We start from the raw sequence: 15,672 nt of genomic DNA, 5'->3' as shown, positions 1-15,672 counted from the left end.
GCGTACCCGCTGACCTGCTCGCCGTCGAGGATGCCCTCGTGGCGAGCCACCCCTCTTTCGCCGAGCGGGCCCTTTCGCGTTCGCAACAGAGGGGTGGCTCGACGCGAAAGGGGTCGCTCGGCGGACCGGCGGAGACGCGGAAACGGACGCTTGAGGCGGCCTACTCCACGGTCACGAGCACGCGCTGCCACCCGGATGAGCCGTCCGGGGCGATGGGGGCGCGCTCCTCGATCTGCAGATCACCGTCGGCGTTGACCGCGCGCACGGCGACGTAGTGCGTGCCCGGCTCCGCCTCCCACTCGAGGTACCACTGCACCCAGGTGTCGTCATTGATCGGGGTCGACAGCGTCGCCTGCTGCCACTCGCCGTCGTCGATGCTCACCTCGACGCGCTCGATCCCCACCGTCTGCGCCCACGCCATGCCCGCGATCGGCACCGTTCCCGCCGGAACCGGCGTGCCGGTGCGCGGGGTGTCCACGCGCGAGGAGAACTTGATCGGCGCCTTGGCGCTGTACCCGCGCGGTGTCCAATAGGCCTCGTCCTCGGCGAAGGTCGTCACCTTCAGCTCGGTGACCCACTTCGTCGCCGACACGTAGCCGTACAGCCCGGGCACGACCATCCGCACGGGGAAGCCGTGCTCGACCGGGAGAGGCTCGCCGTTCATGCCCACGGCGAAGATCGCGTCGAGACCGTCGTCGGTGAGCGAGGCGAGCGGGGTGGATGCGGTGTAGCCGTCGACGCTGCGCGAGAGCACCATGTCGGCACCGTCCTGCACGCCCGCCCGTGCGAGCACGTCACGGATCGGCACGCCCAGCCACACGGCGTTGCCGACCAGGCCGCCGCCGACCTCGTTGGAGACGCACGTGAGGGTGACGGCGTACTCGTCGACACCCATCGCCAGCAGGTCGTCGAAGCTCATCTCGATTCGCTCGTCGACCATGCCGTCGATGACCAGCCGCCACGTCGCCGGGTCGACCGTCGGCACCGTCAGGGCCGTGTCGACGCGGTAGAAGTCCTCGTTCGGCGTGATCAGCGGTGACAGGCCGTCGATGTCGAACTCGGCCCCTTCCGGGATCGTCACCGTGCTTCCCGGCTCGGGGAGGGCGAGCTCCTCGCGGATCGCCCCGAGCGAGGAGCTCGCCGCGCTGATCGCGCGAGCCCCCACGCCGACGATGACCGCGGAGACTCCCGCGATCGCGCCGAAGCGGAAGAACCCGCGACGGTCGACGCCTCGCGCATCCGCGGATGCGGGTTCGTCCGTCGCCGAAGACGAGGTGTCGGTGGGGGATGCCTGCAGCGCCCGGTCGGGATTCAGCCAGCGCCGGAGCCGGTTCACGAGGAGCATCAGCACGACGGCGCCGGCGATCGTGCCGACCACGGGCGGCAGGGCGCTCAGCACCGTGGCGCCGGCGCGGGTGACGGTCGCGGCCGTCGCCAGGATGCCCGCGAGCACGAAGGCGGCGACGCCGAGCGGCGCGCGCACGTACTGCAGCACGCCGGCCAGGGCGGCGGCGATGGCGACGGCGAGCCCGATGCCGATCAGCAGTACGAGCTTGTCGGCCTCGCCGAAGGTGGCGATCGCGAACGCCTTCAGCGGCTGCGGCACCACGTCGACGATGAACGAGCCGACCGCGAGCACGGGGCTCGCTCCGCGGGCGACGAGAAGCGCGACGAGTTCCGCCGCGGCGAGAAAGGCCGCCCCGCCGATCAGCCCGGACAGTGCGCTCCACAGCCAGGCACGCGCCGACATTCGTGTCGCTGCCATGCTCGTCCCCTCATCCCGGGGTCGTTCCCCGCTGAAGGTTGTTCGGAGCGACGCTCGTCGTGGATGCATCCGGGGTGCGAGGGGATCGGGCGCGGGCGGCGATGACCTCGGTGTCGCAACGGGCACCTGCGCAGTAGCATCGACCCCGTGACCCTGCTCGTGCTCACCATCGTCGGCGATGACCGCGCCGGTCTCGTCGCGGCCGTCTCCCGGGTGGTCGCCGATCACGGCGGCAACTGGGAGCGCAGCGAACTCGCCGAACTCGCGGGAACCTTCGCCGGCGTGGTCGAGGTCGTCGTGCCCGACTCCGCCGCGGACGGGCTGCGCGAAGCGCTCGCCGCTCTCGAGGGCACCCTCGCGGTCGCGGTGCACGAGAACCCGCGCGCTTCCGAGCGCACCGGCGTCGAGCTCGATCTCACGGTGCTCGGCAACGACAGCGCCGGCATCGTGCGCGAGCTCGCATCCACCCTCGAGGCGCACGGTCTGAGCATCGATCACCTGTCGACCGAGACCCGGGATGCCGCCATGTCGGGCGGGCGACTGTTCGAGGCCACGTTCACGGCCCGGATGCCCGGAGGCAGCGATCCCGGCGACGTGCGCATCGCCCTGGAGGAGATCGCCGCCGAGCTCCAGGTCGACGTGACCGTCGCCCCGGCCGGTCACTCGTAGCGCAGGCTCGCCACCGGGTCGGCGGCGGCGGCGCGCGCCGCGGGCAGCGTGCCGGCGAGGAAGGCGATGAACATCACCACCGCGGTCGTCAGCACGATCGACAGCGGATCGAACGCGAACAGCTCGAGGCCGGGAAGGTCCGCGAGCAGGGTCGCTGCGAGTTGACGGCTCACCGTGGTGCCGAGGGTGATCGCCGCGGCCGCCCCCAGCGCGCTGCCGAGGAATCCGATGAACATCGCCTCGAAGCTGAACAGCGCGAACACCCGCCCCGATCCCATGCCCATCGCCTTCATGAGGCCGATCTCGCGCGTGCGTTCCTGGACCGACATCAGCAGCGTGTTCACGATCCCGAGCGTCGCGGCCATGAGCGCGATGATCGCGAAGGCGTTGAGGATGAGCACAATGCCGTCGATGACGGCGACGAACGCGCCGAGCTGATCGGCGATCGACTGGCCGGTGTAGCCGGCATCGTCGAGGCGCTCCTTGAGCGCCTCGACCTCGGCATCCGTTGCCTCGGGGTCGAAGAACACGCTCGCCGTCGCGTATCGGTCGAGGTCTTCCTCGGGCACGCCGGTGTTCTGCAGGGCGAAGAGCTCGTCGGTGGCGGCGGAGTTGGGGATGGTCGTCGTGCCCGCGCTGAAGGTCTCCTCGACGACGCCGGTCACGGTCGCCTCCAGCAGGTGCTGCGTGCGGGAACCGTCGGTCACGGCGATCGTGACGATCTCGCCGATCGCGCTGTCGGGATCGGCGAAGCCGAGCGGCTCGACGAGGGAGACGGGGATCGCGACCTCGGGCTCGTCGGATGAGCCCGACGGCTCCGATCCGGCGGCCATCTGCAGTTTCTGCCCGGGCACGGTGTTCTCGACCGCGGTCACGTACGGGGTGCCGTCTTCGCCGTATCGGATGAAGTCCGCCGAGACACCCTTGGTCGGTTCGACCCGGTCCACGCCCTCGATCTGCTCGAGCTCGGCGATGTCGTCGGGCGTCATCGCCACGACACCGGTGGTGGCCCCGGGTGCTCCGTCGGGTGCGCCGGGCACGGTGGTGTCGACCACATCCGGATCGTATTCCAGCGGCTCGTCACCGAAGCCGGTCGGCGCGGTCTCGCTCGCCTTGGTCGCGGTCAGCACCCCGTCCGCGCCGATCGCCGCGACGGTGTCGTCGATGAACCGGCCGACCCCCGTGCCGAGGCCGTTGGTCACGGTGAGGGTGAAGGCGCCGATGAACACGGCGAGCACCGTGAGCAGCGTTCGGGTCTTGGCGCGGAACGAGTTCTGCACCGCGGACGAGATGAGGCTCGACGTTCTCACGTCATCGCCTCCGCGTCGTCGAAGACCCCGTCGCGGATGTGCAGGCGCCGGTCGCAGCGGGCGGCGAGATCGTGATCGTGCGTCACGAGGATGAGGGTGATCCCGTGCCGCCGGTTGAGGTCGAAGAGGATGTCGGCCACGATCCCGCCGGTCGCCGAGTCGAGGTTGCCGGTGGGTTCGTCGGCGAAGATGATGCGAGGATCGTTGACGAGGGCTCGCGCGATGACGGTCCGTTGCTTCTGCCCGCCCGACAGATCCGTCGCCCGGTTGCGGGCCTTGTCGTCGAGTTCGAGCTGCGACAGTGCGGCCATGCCCCTGCGCCGCCGCTCGCGTGCGCCCACGCCGGCGATCTTCAGGGGCAGGGTGACGTTCTCGAGCACGGAGGCGTTCGGTGTCAGGAAGAACTGCTGGAACACGAAGCCGAAGGTGGTGTTGCGGGTGCGGTTCAGTGCGCGGCCGCGCAGCGCGGCGGTGTCCCGGCCGTCGAGGTGCACGGTTCCCGACGTGGGGGCATCCATGAGGGCGAGCACATGCATGAGGGTGGACTTGCCCGATCCGCTCTTGCCGACGATCGCGACGCTCTCGCCGGCATCGATGTCGAGGCTGACGCCGCGCAACGCCTCGAAGCGTGCGGTTCCGCGACCGTAGGACTTGTGCACGCCGCGGGCCGACACGACGGGCCGACGCTCTGTCATGCAGCCACTCTGGCCGAGTGTGACCGGGCCTGCATTCCCCTTGTGCGAATCCTCAGCGCGGCGTATCCGGGCGATGCGCCGGCGCAGAGGCGGTCCTACGTCGCGGGGTACTCGTAGACGCGCACGAGGTCGCCCTCGTGCACGAACAGCAGGACGCTGTCGGGATAGGCGACGCTGGTCTCGGCGGGAACGGTGGAATCGACGTCCATCGCGACACTCGCCGGGATCGGGCCCGCCGCGCATCCGGTGCGCCAGCGTCCCGTATAGATGCCGTCGTCGCCGTCGACGACTCCCGTGGCGACGATCATCAGGCAGGAATCCGTTCCGAAGCTGGCGGCCCACCGGTCGTCGACGGCGATCGGCGTCAGGCCATGGAAGTCCTCGAAGCCTTGGGCGCCGTAGCCTCGGGTGCCGAAGATCTCCGAGGGGTCGAAGCTCGGGTCGGGAGCCAGCACCGCGACGGGCGTGCCGCCGTCGGGCGCCGCGGTCGGCGGCGAAGATGCGGTCGAGGTGACGATCGCCGCGAAGACGGCCGTGATCGCCAGTGACGCCGCCCAGAGGGCTGGCACGAGCCAGCGGGGTCGCCGTCTCGTATCCGGCGACGATGACCAGACGGCAGGATCGCCGTCGGCGACGGGCGCCGCCTCATCGACGAGCGACGCGTCGATCATCGACGCGTCCGCGGGGGCCTTGGGGCGTGGGTCCGAGGGGTTGTCGCGATGGGGTTCCGGCGCGGGCGTGTCCGAAGCATCCCCCGTGCCGGCGGCGGCTTCGAGTTCGGTCAGTCGAGCCATCGCGGCGGGGTCGCGGTCGATGTCGGCGGACGGTCCGTAGGCGCGCAGACGCAGGCGACGGAGTTCCTCCTGCTCGAGCGGCCCCATGTCCCCAGCCTCACACACTCACGACGTCGTGGCGTCGGGGATGTCCGGGGTTCCATGGCGCTCCGATAGCGCGTGCTCGATGCGTTGGAGGCGCACGATCGTCTCCGCTACTTCTCGGTCGTCGAGAATGCCCTCCAGGAGCCGGTTCCACGCGGCGTCCAGGCGTTCGATGTTGTCGGCCGCCTTGTCCGTGGGGTAGAGGCGCACGGTACGCGCTACCTCGCGCGATCAGACCGGCGCAGCCGCGTCACGTCTCAGCCCGCCGATAGGCGGTGAAGGTGAAGATGACAGGAGATTCTGCCGCGCAGCGGCGGGGTCGCGAGCTTTCGCGGCTTCCGCCGTCGAATCTCCTGTGCTGTTCACGGCCGGCGCGCCCTCTGACCGGGCAAAGCGAAACCCCCGCGATGTAGAAGCTACGCGAGGGTTCCTGGGATGATTGTAACGATCACCCTTGTGGCTCCGACCGGCATCGATCCGGTGACCTTTCGATTTTCAGTCGAACGCTCTACCAACTGAGCTACAGAGCCGCGCGACATGTCTGCCGCGTCCTAGACGAAAGGCCTCCTCGAAAGAAGGCCCGTCGCTCGGAGCGACCCTGACGGGACTTGAACCCGCGACCTCCGCCGTGACAGGGCGGCACGCTAACCAACTGCGCTACAGGGCCATGATTGTTGAGTTGTGTCGGAAAGAGTGACCCCAACGGGATTCGAACCCGTGCTACCGCCGTGAAAGGGCGGCGTCCTAGGCCGCTAAACGATGGGGCCGAATGAACCCCTGATCTTGCGACCCGGTGCTCACGCTTACCGACGCTCAAGCATAAGAGAGATTCCGTGGAAACGCCAATCGGCCCCCGTATGACCGTTCTCGCGGCGCGCCGACGGCGAACAGCCCATCGGGGAGGGGATCGTTCATCGTGCGGAAATCGGTCCGCACCTGTTGCGGTTGTGACTCGTGTTGCTACTGTGATCAACGTTGACTGCCCCTGCGAGGAGGATCCGTGGACGCCCAGCACAGCGACCTCGATTGCGGTTGCGCGCCCACCGAAGCGGAGAAGAAACGGCTCTGGCCGTCGGTGAACCGCCGCTCGGCGATCGGCATCGGCGCACTCGGCGCCCTGGGATTCCTGACCTTCTCGTCGCTCGCCTACTCTCCGGGTGCGATCGCCATCGAGGGCTACCCCTCGTGGGATGAGGTCGAAGCCGCCAAGGCGAACGAGGCGGCGAAGGCCGCCGAGGTCTCCAAGATCCGCAACCTCATCTCGAGCCTCCAGGCCGAGGTCGCGCGCACGCAGGCAGAAGCCGAGGCCGCATCGAACGAGTTCTACGAGGCGCAGCAGGCGTTCTTCGAGGCGTCGTTCAAGGCCGATGAGCTTCAGGCTCAGGCCGACGAGCAGGCCGAGGCCGCCAACGAGGCCGCGAACAAGGCCGGGCGAGTGGCGGCGCAGCTGTATCGCAACGGCGGCGACGACACCTCGCTGGAACTGTTCTTCTCGGGCTCGGCCGCGACCGCCGACGACCTGCTGTCGCGCCTGGGAACGATGGACAAGCTGCTCGAGCGGAACCAGACCGTCTACAGCGAGGCCGTCACGGCGCGCGACGCCGCTCAGAGCCTCTCCGACCAGGCCGAGGTGGCTCGCCAGGAGCGGGATCGCCTGCAGAAGGTCGCCGAGGAGAAGATGGTCGAGGCGCAGGAGAAGGCAGAGGCCGCTCAGGCCGCCCTCGCTGCGCAGGAGTCCAATCTCTCCACCCTTCAGGCCCAGCTCGCGGCCCTTGAAGACGAGACCGCCCAGACGATCGCCGACTACAAGGCGGGCGTCGAAGAGGAGAAGCGGCGCAAGGCCGAAGCCGCCGCCCGGGCCAAAGCGGAGGCCGAGCGCCTCGCCCGCGAGGCGGCCGAACGCGCGAAACAGGAGCAGCAGAACTCCGGTGGCGGATCCTCCGGCTCCAGCAGTGGCGGGTCGTCCGGTTCCAGTGGCGGCAACGGCGGTGCCGTCGTCGGATCCGGGTGGGCGCGGCCCGGTTCCGGGTACCGATCCTCGGGATACGGATGGCGCACGAGCCAGTGCGGTCCGAGCTACTGCTCCTCCAGCTTCCACGCGGGCGTCGACCTCGCGGCCGGCTGCGGTTCTGCGATCTACGCCGCGTCAGCCGGAACAGTCGTCTACGCCGGATACAACGGCGGCTACGGCAACTACATCAAGATCGACCACGGCGGCGGCATCGGCACCGGGTACGCCCACATCCAGAACGGTGGGATCTGGGTGGGCTACGGCCAGCGCGTCAGCGCGGGGCAGGCCATCGCCGCCGAGGGCAACACCGGCAACTCCTTCGGCTGTCACCTGCACTTCGAGACGTACATCAACGGCTCTCCCGTGAACCCGATCAACTTCATGGCGGCGCGCGGCGTCAGCGTCTGAGCACCGATCAGGCCGACGACGCGCGTTCGAGCGTGGCCCTGGCCTGCTGAGCGGCCGCGGCCAACCGGTCGCGTTCGACCGCATCGAGATCGGATGCCTCGAGCGACGCCTCGATTCGTCCCAGCTGCTGCGACAGGGCATCGCGCTGCGCGGCGTGCTGCACGTGCCACGCGACGTCATCGATCGTCCAGAGCAGCCGCTCCAGCACATCCGGTGCGCCGGCGCCGTAGCGACGAATAGGTGAGATCGCGACATCGAGGAGTTCGGCGAAGTCGTCGCCGCATGGGAGCAGGCGCGTGACGCCGTCCTGCGATGCGTACGCCTCCGGGCGCGGAGGCTGGGCCGCCAGGTCGCACAGGAGCGCGGAGATGTGGCTGAGCGCGTGGACCGCTGTCGTCGGATCGTTGACGCCCGGGGACAGGGCGCGACTGGCGACGTCGACGAGCTGCCGCAGCCCGAACCCGACATCCTGCGCGGGCGTGCGTTCGTAGTCGGCGCTGAAACACGCGGCGATCTCATCCGCGATGCGCTCGTCGGTGCGCCCCGGCCCGTCGATCTGGGCGGGATGCCACCATCGTGCGAGCGGCGTGCCCGCGATGATGCTGCCGCCCACGGGGCGCAGCTCGCGCACCACGATGTCGTGAGCGACGGCGAGATCGATCAGCTCGCCGCGGTCGACGCCGGAGACGAAACCCGACGTGCGCGCGAACACGGTGTGCCCGCGGTCGGGCTCGATCGGTGCCGGGGCGGGGGTTCCGGGTGGCGCATCCGCCAGCAGCGCGATGGTGTGCGCCGCCTCACGATGCACATCGCGCATCATCGTCTCCACCCGGAGCTGCCGGGCGAGATGAGCGAGGAAGAAGGTGAGCACCACGACGCTCACCAGGGTGAGTACCGAGGCGACGGTCACCGCGATGCGCGGCACGAAGGCGTCTGCCTCGTCGGTGGCGTTCTCGACCGTGCGCAGCACCGTGAGCGCGTACGCGAACGTGCCGAGGAAGACCGCGAGCGTGCCCTGGACCATCGGGTCCGAGGCGAACATGCGCAGGAGCCGCGGAGACGCCTGGCTGCTCGCCAGCTGCAGGGCGACCACCGTCAGTGAGAACGTCAGCGACGTGGCCGTGATGAGGGATCCGGCGATCGCGGAGAGGACGGCGCGCGCGGCATCCGTCCCGCCGGAGAAGATGAATGCCGTCACCGTGTCGGCGAGGGACGCGTCGACGGAGCGGTCGAGCTCCGGCAGCGCCAGGCCGATGAGCACGGCCCCGATCACCGCGATGAGCGGCACGGGCCACAGGCGCGACGCGACCGCATCGCTGATCACGGCGATGCGCCGTCGCACCGCCCCGCGTCGCGCCATGTGGTCTCCCGTCCGGATCAGCGGGTGCTGGGGGCTTCGCCCTCACCCTGCGTGCGGGTCTCGCCCTCGTGCTCCTCGAACCGCGCGAAGGCCTCGTCGACGAGGCGTTCGGCTTCGGCGGCATCCGCCCACTCGTCGACCTTGACCCACTTGCCGGGCTCGAGGTCCTTGTAGTGCTCGAAGAAGTGGTTGATCTCGTTGCGTGTCCACTCATCGATGTCGGAGACGTCCTGGATGTGGTTCCAGCGGGGGTCCTTCGCGAGAACCGCGACGACCTTGTCGTCGCCGCCGGCCTCGTCCGACATCTTCAGCACGCCCACGGGCCGCACCTTCACGAGCACGCCCGGCATGATGTCGCGGTCCAGCAGCACGAGCACGTCGAGCGGGTCGCCGTCTTCGCCCAGGGTGTTCTCGAAGAACCCGTAGTTGGAGGGGTATCCCATCGGGGTGTACAGGATGCGGTCGAGGTAGACCCGGCCGGTGCCGTGGTCGACCTCGTACTTGATGCTGCTGTTGCGAGGGATCTCGATGACGGCGTCGTACGCGCCCATGCTTGCTGCTCCTTCGGAAGACGTGCGGATGCGCGACCAGCCTAGTTGCACGCCGGCTCCCCGTGAGGCGCGCCGATGCGCGCGGTACCGTGGCCGCATGCCGCACCGTCCGAGTCTGGATCCCGCCGTCGCCGACGTGCGTCGCGCGGTGCGCGGCGCCCTGGCCCGCCTCGCCGCCGACGCTCCGCTCGTGGTGGGCCTGTCCGGTGGCGCCGACTCCCTCGCCCTCACCGCGGCGGTCGCCTTCGAGACCGGGGGTGCGGATGCATCCGCGACCGCCGTCGTGGTCGACCACGGGCTGCAGGAGACCTCCGCCGAGGTCGCACGCGGCGCGGCCGCAGCCGCGTCATCGCTGGGACTGGCCGCCCGCGTGGTCGAGGTGGATGTGGACGGCGGCGGCGGACTCGAAGCGGCGGCCCGCGACGCGCGATACCGGGCGCTGCGTGCCGTCGCGCGCGAGACCGGCGCGGCGGCCGTGCTCGTGGGGCACACCCTCGACGACCAGGCCGAGACGGTCCTGCTCGGCCTGGCGCGCGGATCCGGTGCGGCGAGCCTGCAGGGCATGTCGCCGGTGTCCGACCTCGACGGTGTCGCGCTCGTGCGGCCGCTGCTGGCGCTGCGGCGTTCCACCACGCGTGCGGCGTGCGCGGCCGAGGGACTCGAGCCGTGGGACGACCCGCACAACGACGATCCCCGCTTCGCGCGGGTGCGCACCCGCAACACCGTGCTCCCGATGCTCGAGCGCGAGCTCGGACCGGGCGTGGCGGAGGCGCTCGCGCGCACGGCCGAGCAGATGCGGGAAGACGCCGAGGCGTTCGACGAGATGATCGAGGAGACGATCGAAGACATCGTCGAGCACGCCGAAGCCGGCATCTCCGTCTCGGTGCCGGCCCTCGCCGCGAATCCCGCGGCGGTGCGGCACCGCATCATCCGACTCGTCGTGGCGAGCGAGTTCGGCGCGAGCCTCACGCGCGTGCAGACCCTCGAGGTCGCGCGACTCGTGACCGACTGGTCGGGTCAGGGGTCGATCGATCTGCCCGGATGCCGCGCCCGCCGGGTCGGCGCGCGCGTGGAGTTCACCGCCACGTCGTGAGTCTGCGCACGACCGAACCCGTGACGGGAGGGGGCCCCGCTCGTTAGGGTGGCGCACGTGAAGGTCATCGCGGTGTACAGCGTCAAGGGTGGAGTGGGCAAGTCCACGACGGCGGTGAACCTGGCCTACGAGGCGGCGAAGGACCAGCGCGTTCTGCTGTGGGACCTCGACCCGCAGGCGGCCGCGACCCACATGCTCGAGGTCAAGCCCAAGCTCAAGGGCGGCGCCGAATCGATCATCGGCGGGAAGGGCAAGATCGGCCGGGCTGTGCGGGAGACGGCCTATCAGGACCTCGACGTGCTGCCCGGAGACGACAGCTATCGGGATCTCGAGCTCGCCCTGGATGCCGCCAAGCACTCCACGCGGCGCATCCAGCGCGCCCTCGGGCCGCTCTCCGACAACTACGACGTCGTGATCCTCGACTGCCCTCCCGGTGCGTCCCTTCTCGCGCAGAACGTCATCCGGGCCGCCGATCTCGTCGTGCTCCCCGTGGTCCCGACGCCGCTCGCGCTGCGATCGCTGCAGCAGGTGCGCGATGTCATCGCGGCGGAGTCGAAGCCGGCGAAGATCGTGTCGTTCCTGTCGATGGTCGATCGCCGCAAGAAGACCCATCGCACCGCGGTCGAGGAGCTTCCGGCCGACGAGCCCGACATGTGCAAGGTCGTCATCCCGGCGACGGTCGTCGTGGAGCGCATGGGATCCGAGCGCAAGCCCGTCGCGGCATATGCGCCGTCGTCCGAGGCGGCGCAGTCCTTCGCGACGCTGTGGAGCATCGCATGGGTGGCGGCGCGGGACCGCAAGAAGTGATTCGACGCCGACGCTCCTAGACTTCCCCCATGCGCGCCGCCGACATCAGAGACGACCTGACCGACATCCTCGTCACCGAGGAGCAGATCCAGGAGAAGCTGCAGGAGGTGGCCGCGCAGGTCGCGACCGACTACGAGGGCAAGGACCTGCTGCTGGTCGGGGTGCTCAAGGGCGCCGTCATGGTCATGGCCGACTTCGCGCGCGCACTGCCGATGCACGCCGCGATGGACTGGATGGCGGTGTCGTCCTACGGTGCGTCGACGAAATCGAGCGGTGTCGTGCAGATCCGCAAGGACCTCGACACCGACCTCCACGACAAGCACGTGCTGATCGTCGAGGACATCATCGACTCGGGCCTGACCCTGCACTGGCTGCTGGCGAACTTCGCCTCTCGCGGCGCCGCGTCGATCGAGATCTTCTCGCTGCTGCGCAAGCCGGATGCGGCCAAGGTCGAGGTGCCCTGCAAGTACGTCGGCTTCGACATCCCGAGCGACTTCGTCGTCGGTTACGGCCTGGACTACGCCGAGCGCTATCGCAACCTGCGCGACGTGGCGGTGCTCGCGCCGCACGTGTACGCCTGAGCGCGCGCGTCGGCGTGCATTCCGCCGTGGGCGAATGCACAGTCGGGGCATAGCCGGCCCGCGATACCCTGTTCGGACCGCCTTGGCGGCGCTGCGCCGCCCGGTGGCCGCTGACGAAAGGGATCGGGCCGCGCCCGCACCATGAACATCAAGAAGATCACTCGGAACCCGCTCTTCTACATCGTGCTGATCGGCGTGATGCTGATCGTCGGGTTCTCGTTGATCTCGAGTCTCGGCGGCGCGAAGCAGGTCTCGACCCAGGAGGGTCTCGAGCTCCTCGACGGCGGCACGGTCACCGAGGTGACGAACACCGACGGCGACCAGCGCGTCGACCTCACGCTGTCGGAGGCGTACGAGGGCGCGACCGACGTGCAGTTCTACTACGTCGACGCGCGCGCGGAAGAGGTCGTGCAGGCCATCGACGCGGCGAACCCCGCCGACGGGTTCAACGACGTGGTGCCGCAGCCGTCGTGGTTCGACGGGTTCCTCTCGCTGATGATCCCGCTGCTGCTGTTGGGCCTGCTGTTCTGGTTCCTGCTCTCCTCGGCGCAGGGCGGCGGCAGCAAGGTCATGCAGTTCGGCAAGTCGCGGGCGAAGATGGTCACCAAGGAGACCCCCACGGTCACCTTCCAAGACGTCGCCGGCTCCGATGAGGCCATCGAAGAGCTGGACGAGATCAAGGAATTCCTGAAAGACGCCGCCAAGTTCCAGGCGGTCGGCGCCCGCATCCCGAAGGGCGTGCTGCTGTACGGCCCTCCCGGCACGGGAAAGACGTTGCTCGCACGCGCGGTGGCCGGCGAAGCGGGCGTGCCGTTCTACTCGATCTCGGGATCCGACTTCGTCGAGATGTTCGTGGGCGTCGGCGCGAGCCGCGTGCGCGACCTGTTCAACCAGGCCAAGGAGAGCTCGCCCGCCATCATCTTCATCGACGAGATCGACGCGGTCGGCCGCCATCGCGGCGCCGGCATGGGCGGCGGGCACGACGAGCGGGAACAGACGCTGAACCAGATGCTCGTCGAGATGGACGGCTTCGACCCGAAGGTGAACGTCATCGTCATCGCGGCGACCAACCGACCCGACATCCTCGACCCTGCGCTGCTGCGCCCCGGCCGCTTCGACCGTCAGATCGGCGTGGACGCGCCCGACCTGCAGGGCCGCAAGCGCATCCTCGAGGTGCACGGCCGCGGCAAGCCCCTGGCCGACGGCGTCGACCTCGAGGTCGTCGCCCGCAAGACCCCGGGCTTCACCGGCGCAGACCTCGCCAACGTGCTGAACGAGGCGGCCCTGCTCACCGCTCGCTCGAACGCGCAGCTGATCGACAACCGCGCGCTCGACGAGGCCATCGACCGCGTGCTGGCCGGTCCCCAGCGTCGCACGCGCGTGATGAAGGACAAGGAGAAGCTCATCACGGCCTACCACGAGGGCGGTCACGCCCTCGCCGCGGCGGCGATGAACCACACCGACCCCGTCACGAAGGTCACGATCCTCCCGCGCGGCAAGGCCCTCGGCTACACGATGGTGCTGCCGCTCGACGACAAGTACTCCGTCACCCGCAACGAGCTGCAGGATCAGCTGACGTACGCGATGGGCGGCCGCGTCGCCGAGGAGATCGTCTTCCACGACCCCACCACCGGTGCCTCCAACGACATCGAGAAGGCCACCGACATCGCCCGCAAGATGGTCACCGAGTACGGCATGACCACCGATGTCGGCCCCGTCAAGCTCGGTCAGTCCTCCGGCGAGGTGTTCATGGGTCGCGACATGGGTCACGGCCGCGACTTCAGCGAACGGGTGGCGGAACGCGTCGACCAGCAGGTGCGCGGCCTCATCGAACAGGCGCACAACGAGGCGTACCAGGTCATCAACGACAACCGCGACGTGCTGGACAAGCTCGCCCTCGCCCTTCTCGAGAAGGAGACCCTCGACCACCTCGAGCTCGCCGAGATCTTCACCGACGTCAAGAAGCTCCCGCCGCGCCCGCAGTGGCTCTCCAGTGAAGAGCGCCCGGTCTCGCAGCTGCCTCCGGTCGACGTGCCGGTGCGTCAGCCCGCCGTCGGCGTGGCGGCGGCCACCGCCGCCGACGCGGAGACGGTGACCGAGTCGGCGCCCGAGCGGCGCCCCTCCGGGCGCGCGCGGCCCGCAACCGCGTAGGCTCTCGTCCGTGGCCGTCGACCGTGATCGTGTCGCCGCGCTCGTGCGACAGCTGCTCGAGGCGATCGGCGAGGACCCCGAGCGTCCGGGATTGAAGCTCACCCCGGACCGGGTCGCCGACGCGTATGTCGACTTCTTCGCGGGGGTCGGCGAAGACGCCTCGGCGCCGCTCGCCCACACGATCAGCGTCTCGCAGGGTCCGGCGCCCGAGACGCTGCCGTCGGGCGCCGTGATGCTGCGCGACATCCGCTTCCGCTCGATGTGCGAGCATCACCTGCTGCCGTTCCGCGGACATGCGCACATCGCCTATCTGCCGGGCGAGCAGGTCGTCGGTCTCGGTGCGCTGCCGAAGGTCGTCGACGTGCTCGCGGCACGACCGCAGGTTCAGGAGCGGCTCGGGGAGCAGATCGCGGACGCCATCGACGACGCGCTCGATGCACGCGGTGTCCTGGTGGTGCTCGACGCGGTGCACGAGTGCGTCACGATGCGCGGGGGCCGGCAGCCCGATGCGGCCACCCTGACCGTCGCCGCGCGTGGCGCCTTCACCGACCCAGCGCAGCGAGCGGAACTGTTCGCGCTCCTCGGAGGACCGCGATGACGGCCGTCATGGGCATCGTCAACGTCACGCCCGACTCGTTCAGCGACGGCGGCAGATACATCGACCCGGATGCCGCGATCGCGCATGCGCGATCGCTCCGCGCCGCCGGCGCCGACCTGCTCGACGTCGGGGGCGAATCCACGCGACCCGGTGCCGAGCGCATCGATCCCGACGAGGAGCGCCGCCGGGTCATCCCCGTCGTCACGGCGCTCGCGGCGGAGGGACTCGCCGTCAGCATCGACACGATGAACGCCGCCACGGCCACCGCCGCCGTCGCGGCCGGCGCGGTGCTCGTCAACGACGTCTCCGGTGGACTGGCCGACCCCGACATGCTGGCGGCCGTCGCCGCATCCGGAGCCGACATCGCCCTCGGCCACTGGCGCGGCCCCTCGTCCGACATGTACGCCCGAGCGCACTACGGCGACACCGTGCGCGAGGTCGTCCGCGAGCTGGCGGACCGCGTGAGCGCGGCGAAGGCCGCCGGCATCGCCCCCGCGCGCATCATCGTGGACCCCGGCTTCGGATTCGGCAAGCAGGGTGCGCAGAACTGGGCGCTGCTGCGCGGCCTGTCGCACGTCGTCGACCTCGGGCCTCGAGTGCTGGTCGGCACCAGTCGCAAGCGATTCCTCGCCGAGGCCCTCGGCGAGGGCGGTGCGGATCCGGCACGACGCGACCTCGCGACGGCCGTGACGAGTGTGCTGGCGGCGCAGGCGGGCGCCTGGGCGGTACGCGTGCACGACGTCGCCACGACCAGCGATGCCCTCCGCATCGCCACCTACCAAGGAGAGTGACCGG

Annotated in this window: 15 protein-coding genes and 3 tRNA genes; 8 read left to right on the top strand and 10 right to left on the bottom strand. The window is 69.8% G+C overall.

Annotated elements, in window-relative coordinates; all coding sequences use genetic code 11:
* Positions 1–160 precede the first annotated feature (160 nt).
* Positions 161–1,765, bottom strand: a complete 1,605-nt coding sequence (locus ACGG9C_RS09320; protein ID WP_228480901.1) for a molybdopterin-dependent oxidoreductase — start codon at positions 1,763–1,765, stop codon at positions 161–163.
* 147 nt (positions 1,766–1,912) lie between these two features.
* On the opposite strand from ACGG9C_RS09320, the gene ACGG9C_RS09315 reads away from it, so the two are divergent.
* Complete coding sequence (locus ACGG9C_RS09315; protein ID WP_194384355.1) at positions 1,913–2,434, top strand: glycine cleavage system protein R; 522 nt, start codon at positions 1,913–1,915, stop codon at positions 2,432–2,434.
* On the opposite strand, the gene ACGG9C_RS09310 is transcribed toward ACGG9C_RS09315, so the two are convergent.
* From ACGG9C_RS09310 to ACGG9C_RS09280, 7 genes are all read right to left on the bottom strand, one after another.
* A complete protein-coding gene (locus tag ACGG9C_RS09310) occupies positions 2,425–3,744 on the bottom strand; it encodes an ABC transporter permease (RefSeq protein ID WP_194384356.1) in 1,320 nt (439 codons plus the stop codon). The genes ACGG9C_RS09315 and ACGG9C_RS09310 overlap by 10 nt on opposite strands.
* On the bottom strand, positions 3,741–4,439 hold the full coding sequence (locus ACGG9C_RS09305) for an ABC transporter ATP-binding protein (protein ID WP_194384357.1): 699 nt from the start codon (positions 4,437–4,439) through the stop codon (positions 3,741–3,743). Before ACGG9C_RS09305 ends, ACGG9C_RS09310 begins: the two co-directional genes overlap by 4 nt.
* 95 nt (positions 4,440–4,534) lie before the next feature.
* Positions 4,535–5,320, bottom strand: a complete 786-nt coding sequence (locus ACGG9C_RS09300) for a hypothetical protein (protein ID WP_194384358.1) — start codon at positions 5,318–5,320, stop codon at positions 4,535–4,537.
* Between the two features lie 18 nt (positions 5,321–5,338).
* Complete coding sequence (locus tag ACGG9C_RS09295; RefSeq protein ID WP_194384359.1) at positions 5,339–5,527, bottom strand: hypothetical protein; 189 nt, start codon at positions 5,525–5,527, stop codon at positions 5,339–5,341.
* Between the two features lie 247 nt (positions 5,528–5,774).
* A tRNA-Phe gene (locus ACGG9C_RS09290) sits at positions 5,775–5,847 on the bottom strand.
* A 63-nt stretch (positions 5,848–5,910) separates the two neighbouring features.
* Positions 5,911–5,984: transfer RNA gene (locus tag ACGG9C_RS09285), tRNA-Asp, on the bottom strand.
* Positions 5,985–6,011: 27 nt separating this feature from the next.
* Positions 6,012–6,084, bottom strand: a tRNA-Glu gene (locus ACGG9C_RS09280).
* A gap of 233 nt (positions 6,085–6,317) precedes the next feature.
* Between ACGG9C_RS09280 and ACGG9C_RS09275 the strand changes: the two genes are divergently transcribed.
* Positions 6,318–7,736, top strand: a complete 1,419-nt coding sequence (locus ACGG9C_RS09275) for a M23 family metallopeptidase (protein ID WP_071045138.1) — start codon at positions 6,318–6,320, stop codon at positions 7,734–7,736.
* Positions 7,737–7,743: 7 nt separating this feature from the next.
* Here ACGG9C_RS09275 and ACGG9C_RS09270 read toward each other — a convergent pair whose 3' ends face one another.
* A complete protein-coding gene (locus ACGG9C_RS09270) occupies positions 7,744–9,096 on the bottom strand; it encodes a DUF2254 domain-containing protein (protein WP_194384370.1) in 1,353 nt (450 codons plus the stop codon).
* Positions 9,097–9,113: 17 nt separating this feature from the next.
* Entirely contained in the window at positions 9,114–9,647 is a 534-nt protein-coding gene (gene ppa, locus ACGG9C_RS09265) for an inorganic diphosphatase (RefSeq protein WP_194384371.1), read from the bottom strand.
* A 97-nt stretch (positions 9,648–9,744) separates the two neighbouring features.
* Here ppa and tilS point away from each other — a divergent pair, with 97 nt between their 5' ends.
* The 6 genes from tilS to folP all read left to right on the top strand — a co-directional run bounded on the left by tilS (position 9,745) and on the right by folP (position 15,668).
* On the top strand, positions 9,745–10,740 hold the full coding sequence (gene tilS / locus ACGG9C_RS09260; protein ID WP_194384372.1) for a tRNA lysidine(34) synthetase TilS: 996 nt from the start codon (positions 9,745–9,747) through the stop codon (positions 10,738–10,740).
* Positions 10,741–10,797: 57 nt separating this feature from the next.
* The gene (locus tag ACGG9C_RS09255; RefSeq protein ID WP_194384373.1) at positions 10,798–11,547 is read left to right on the top strand and encodes a ParA family protein; all 750 of its coding nucleotides are present in this window, start codon (positions 10,798–10,800) and stop codon (positions 11,545–11,547) included.
* A 29-nt stretch (positions 11,548–11,576) separates the two neighbouring features.
* Positions 11,577–12,128 carry a hypoxanthine phosphoribosyltransferase gene (gene hpt / locus ACGG9C_RS09250; protein WP_194384374.1) on the top strand — a complete coding sequence of 184 codons (552 nt, stop codon included), beginning with the start codon at positions 11,577–11,579 and terminating at the stop codon, positions 12,126–12,128.
* A 141-nt stretch (positions 12,129–12,269) separates the two neighbouring features.
* On the top strand, positions 12,270–14,279 hold the full coding sequence (ftsH, locus tag ACGG9C_RS09245; protein WP_194384375.1) for an ATP-dependent zinc metalloprotease FtsH: 2,010 nt from the start codon (positions 12,270–12,272) through the stop codon (positions 14,277–14,279).
* Between the two features lie 10 nt (positions 14,280–14,289).
* Complete coding sequence (gene folE, locus ACGG9C_RS09240) at positions 14,290–14,877, top strand: GTP cyclohydrolase I (protein WP_071045132.1); 588 nt, start codon at positions 14,290–14,292, stop codon at positions 14,875–14,877.
* Positions 14,874–15,668 carry a dihydropteroate synthase gene (folP, locus tag ACGG9C_RS09235; RefSeq protein WP_194384376.1) on the top strand — a complete coding sequence of 265 codons (795 nt, stop codon included), beginning with the start codon at positions 14,874–14,876 and terminating at the stop codon, positions 15,666–15,668. The genes folE and folP overlap by 4 nt, the downstream gene beginning before the upstream one ends.
* Positions 15,669–15,672: the final 4 nt, after the last annotated feature.

The organism is Microbacterium sp. MTN4-26 (genome assembly GCF_042846595.1).
In the GTDB taxonomy this organism is placed as follows: Bacteria; Actinomycetota; Actinomycetes; order Actinomycetales; family Microbacteriaceae; genus Microbacterium; species Microbacterium luteum.
This window is presented reverse-complemented; position numbering and strand designations above follow the sequence as displayed.

Bases quoted from the DNA above. Each gene is read 5' to 3' on its own strand.
- ppa (WP_194384371.1), bottom strand. From the start codon at position 9,647: ATGGGCGCGTACGACGCCGTCATCGAGATCCCTCGCAACAGCAGCATC.
- folP (WP_194384376.1), top strand. From the start codon at position 14,874: ATGACGGCCGTCATGGGCATCGTCAACGTCACGCCCGACTCGTTCAGC.
- ftsH (WP_194384375.1), top strand. From the start codon at position 12,270: ATGAACATCAAGAAGATCACTCGGAACCCGCTCTTCTACATCGTGCTG.
- tilS (WP_194384372.1), top strand. From the start codon at position 9,745: ATGCCGCACCGTCCGAGTCTGGATCCCGCCGTCGCCGACGTGCGTCGC.
- ACGG9C_RS09320 (WP_228480901.1), bottom strand. From the start codon at position 1,765: ATGGCAGCGACACGAATGTCGGCGCGTGCCTGGCTGTGGAGCGCACTG.
- hpt (WP_194384374.1), top strand. From the start codon at position 11,577: ATGCGCGCCGCCGACATCAGAGACGACCTGACCGACATCCTCGTCACC.
- ACGG9C_RS09270 (WP_194384370.1), bottom strand. From the start codon at position 9,096: ATGGCGCGACGCGGGGCGGTGCGACGGCGCATCGCCGTGATCAGCGAT.
- ACGG9C_RS09300 (WP_194384358.1), bottom strand. From the start codon at position 5,320: ATGGGGCCGCTCGAGCAGGAGGAACTCCGTCGCCTGCGTCTGCGCGCC.
- ACGG9C_RS09305 (WP_194384357.1), bottom strand. From the start codon at position 4,439: ATGACAGAGCGTCGGCCCGTCGTGTCGGCCCGCGGCGTGCACAAGTCC.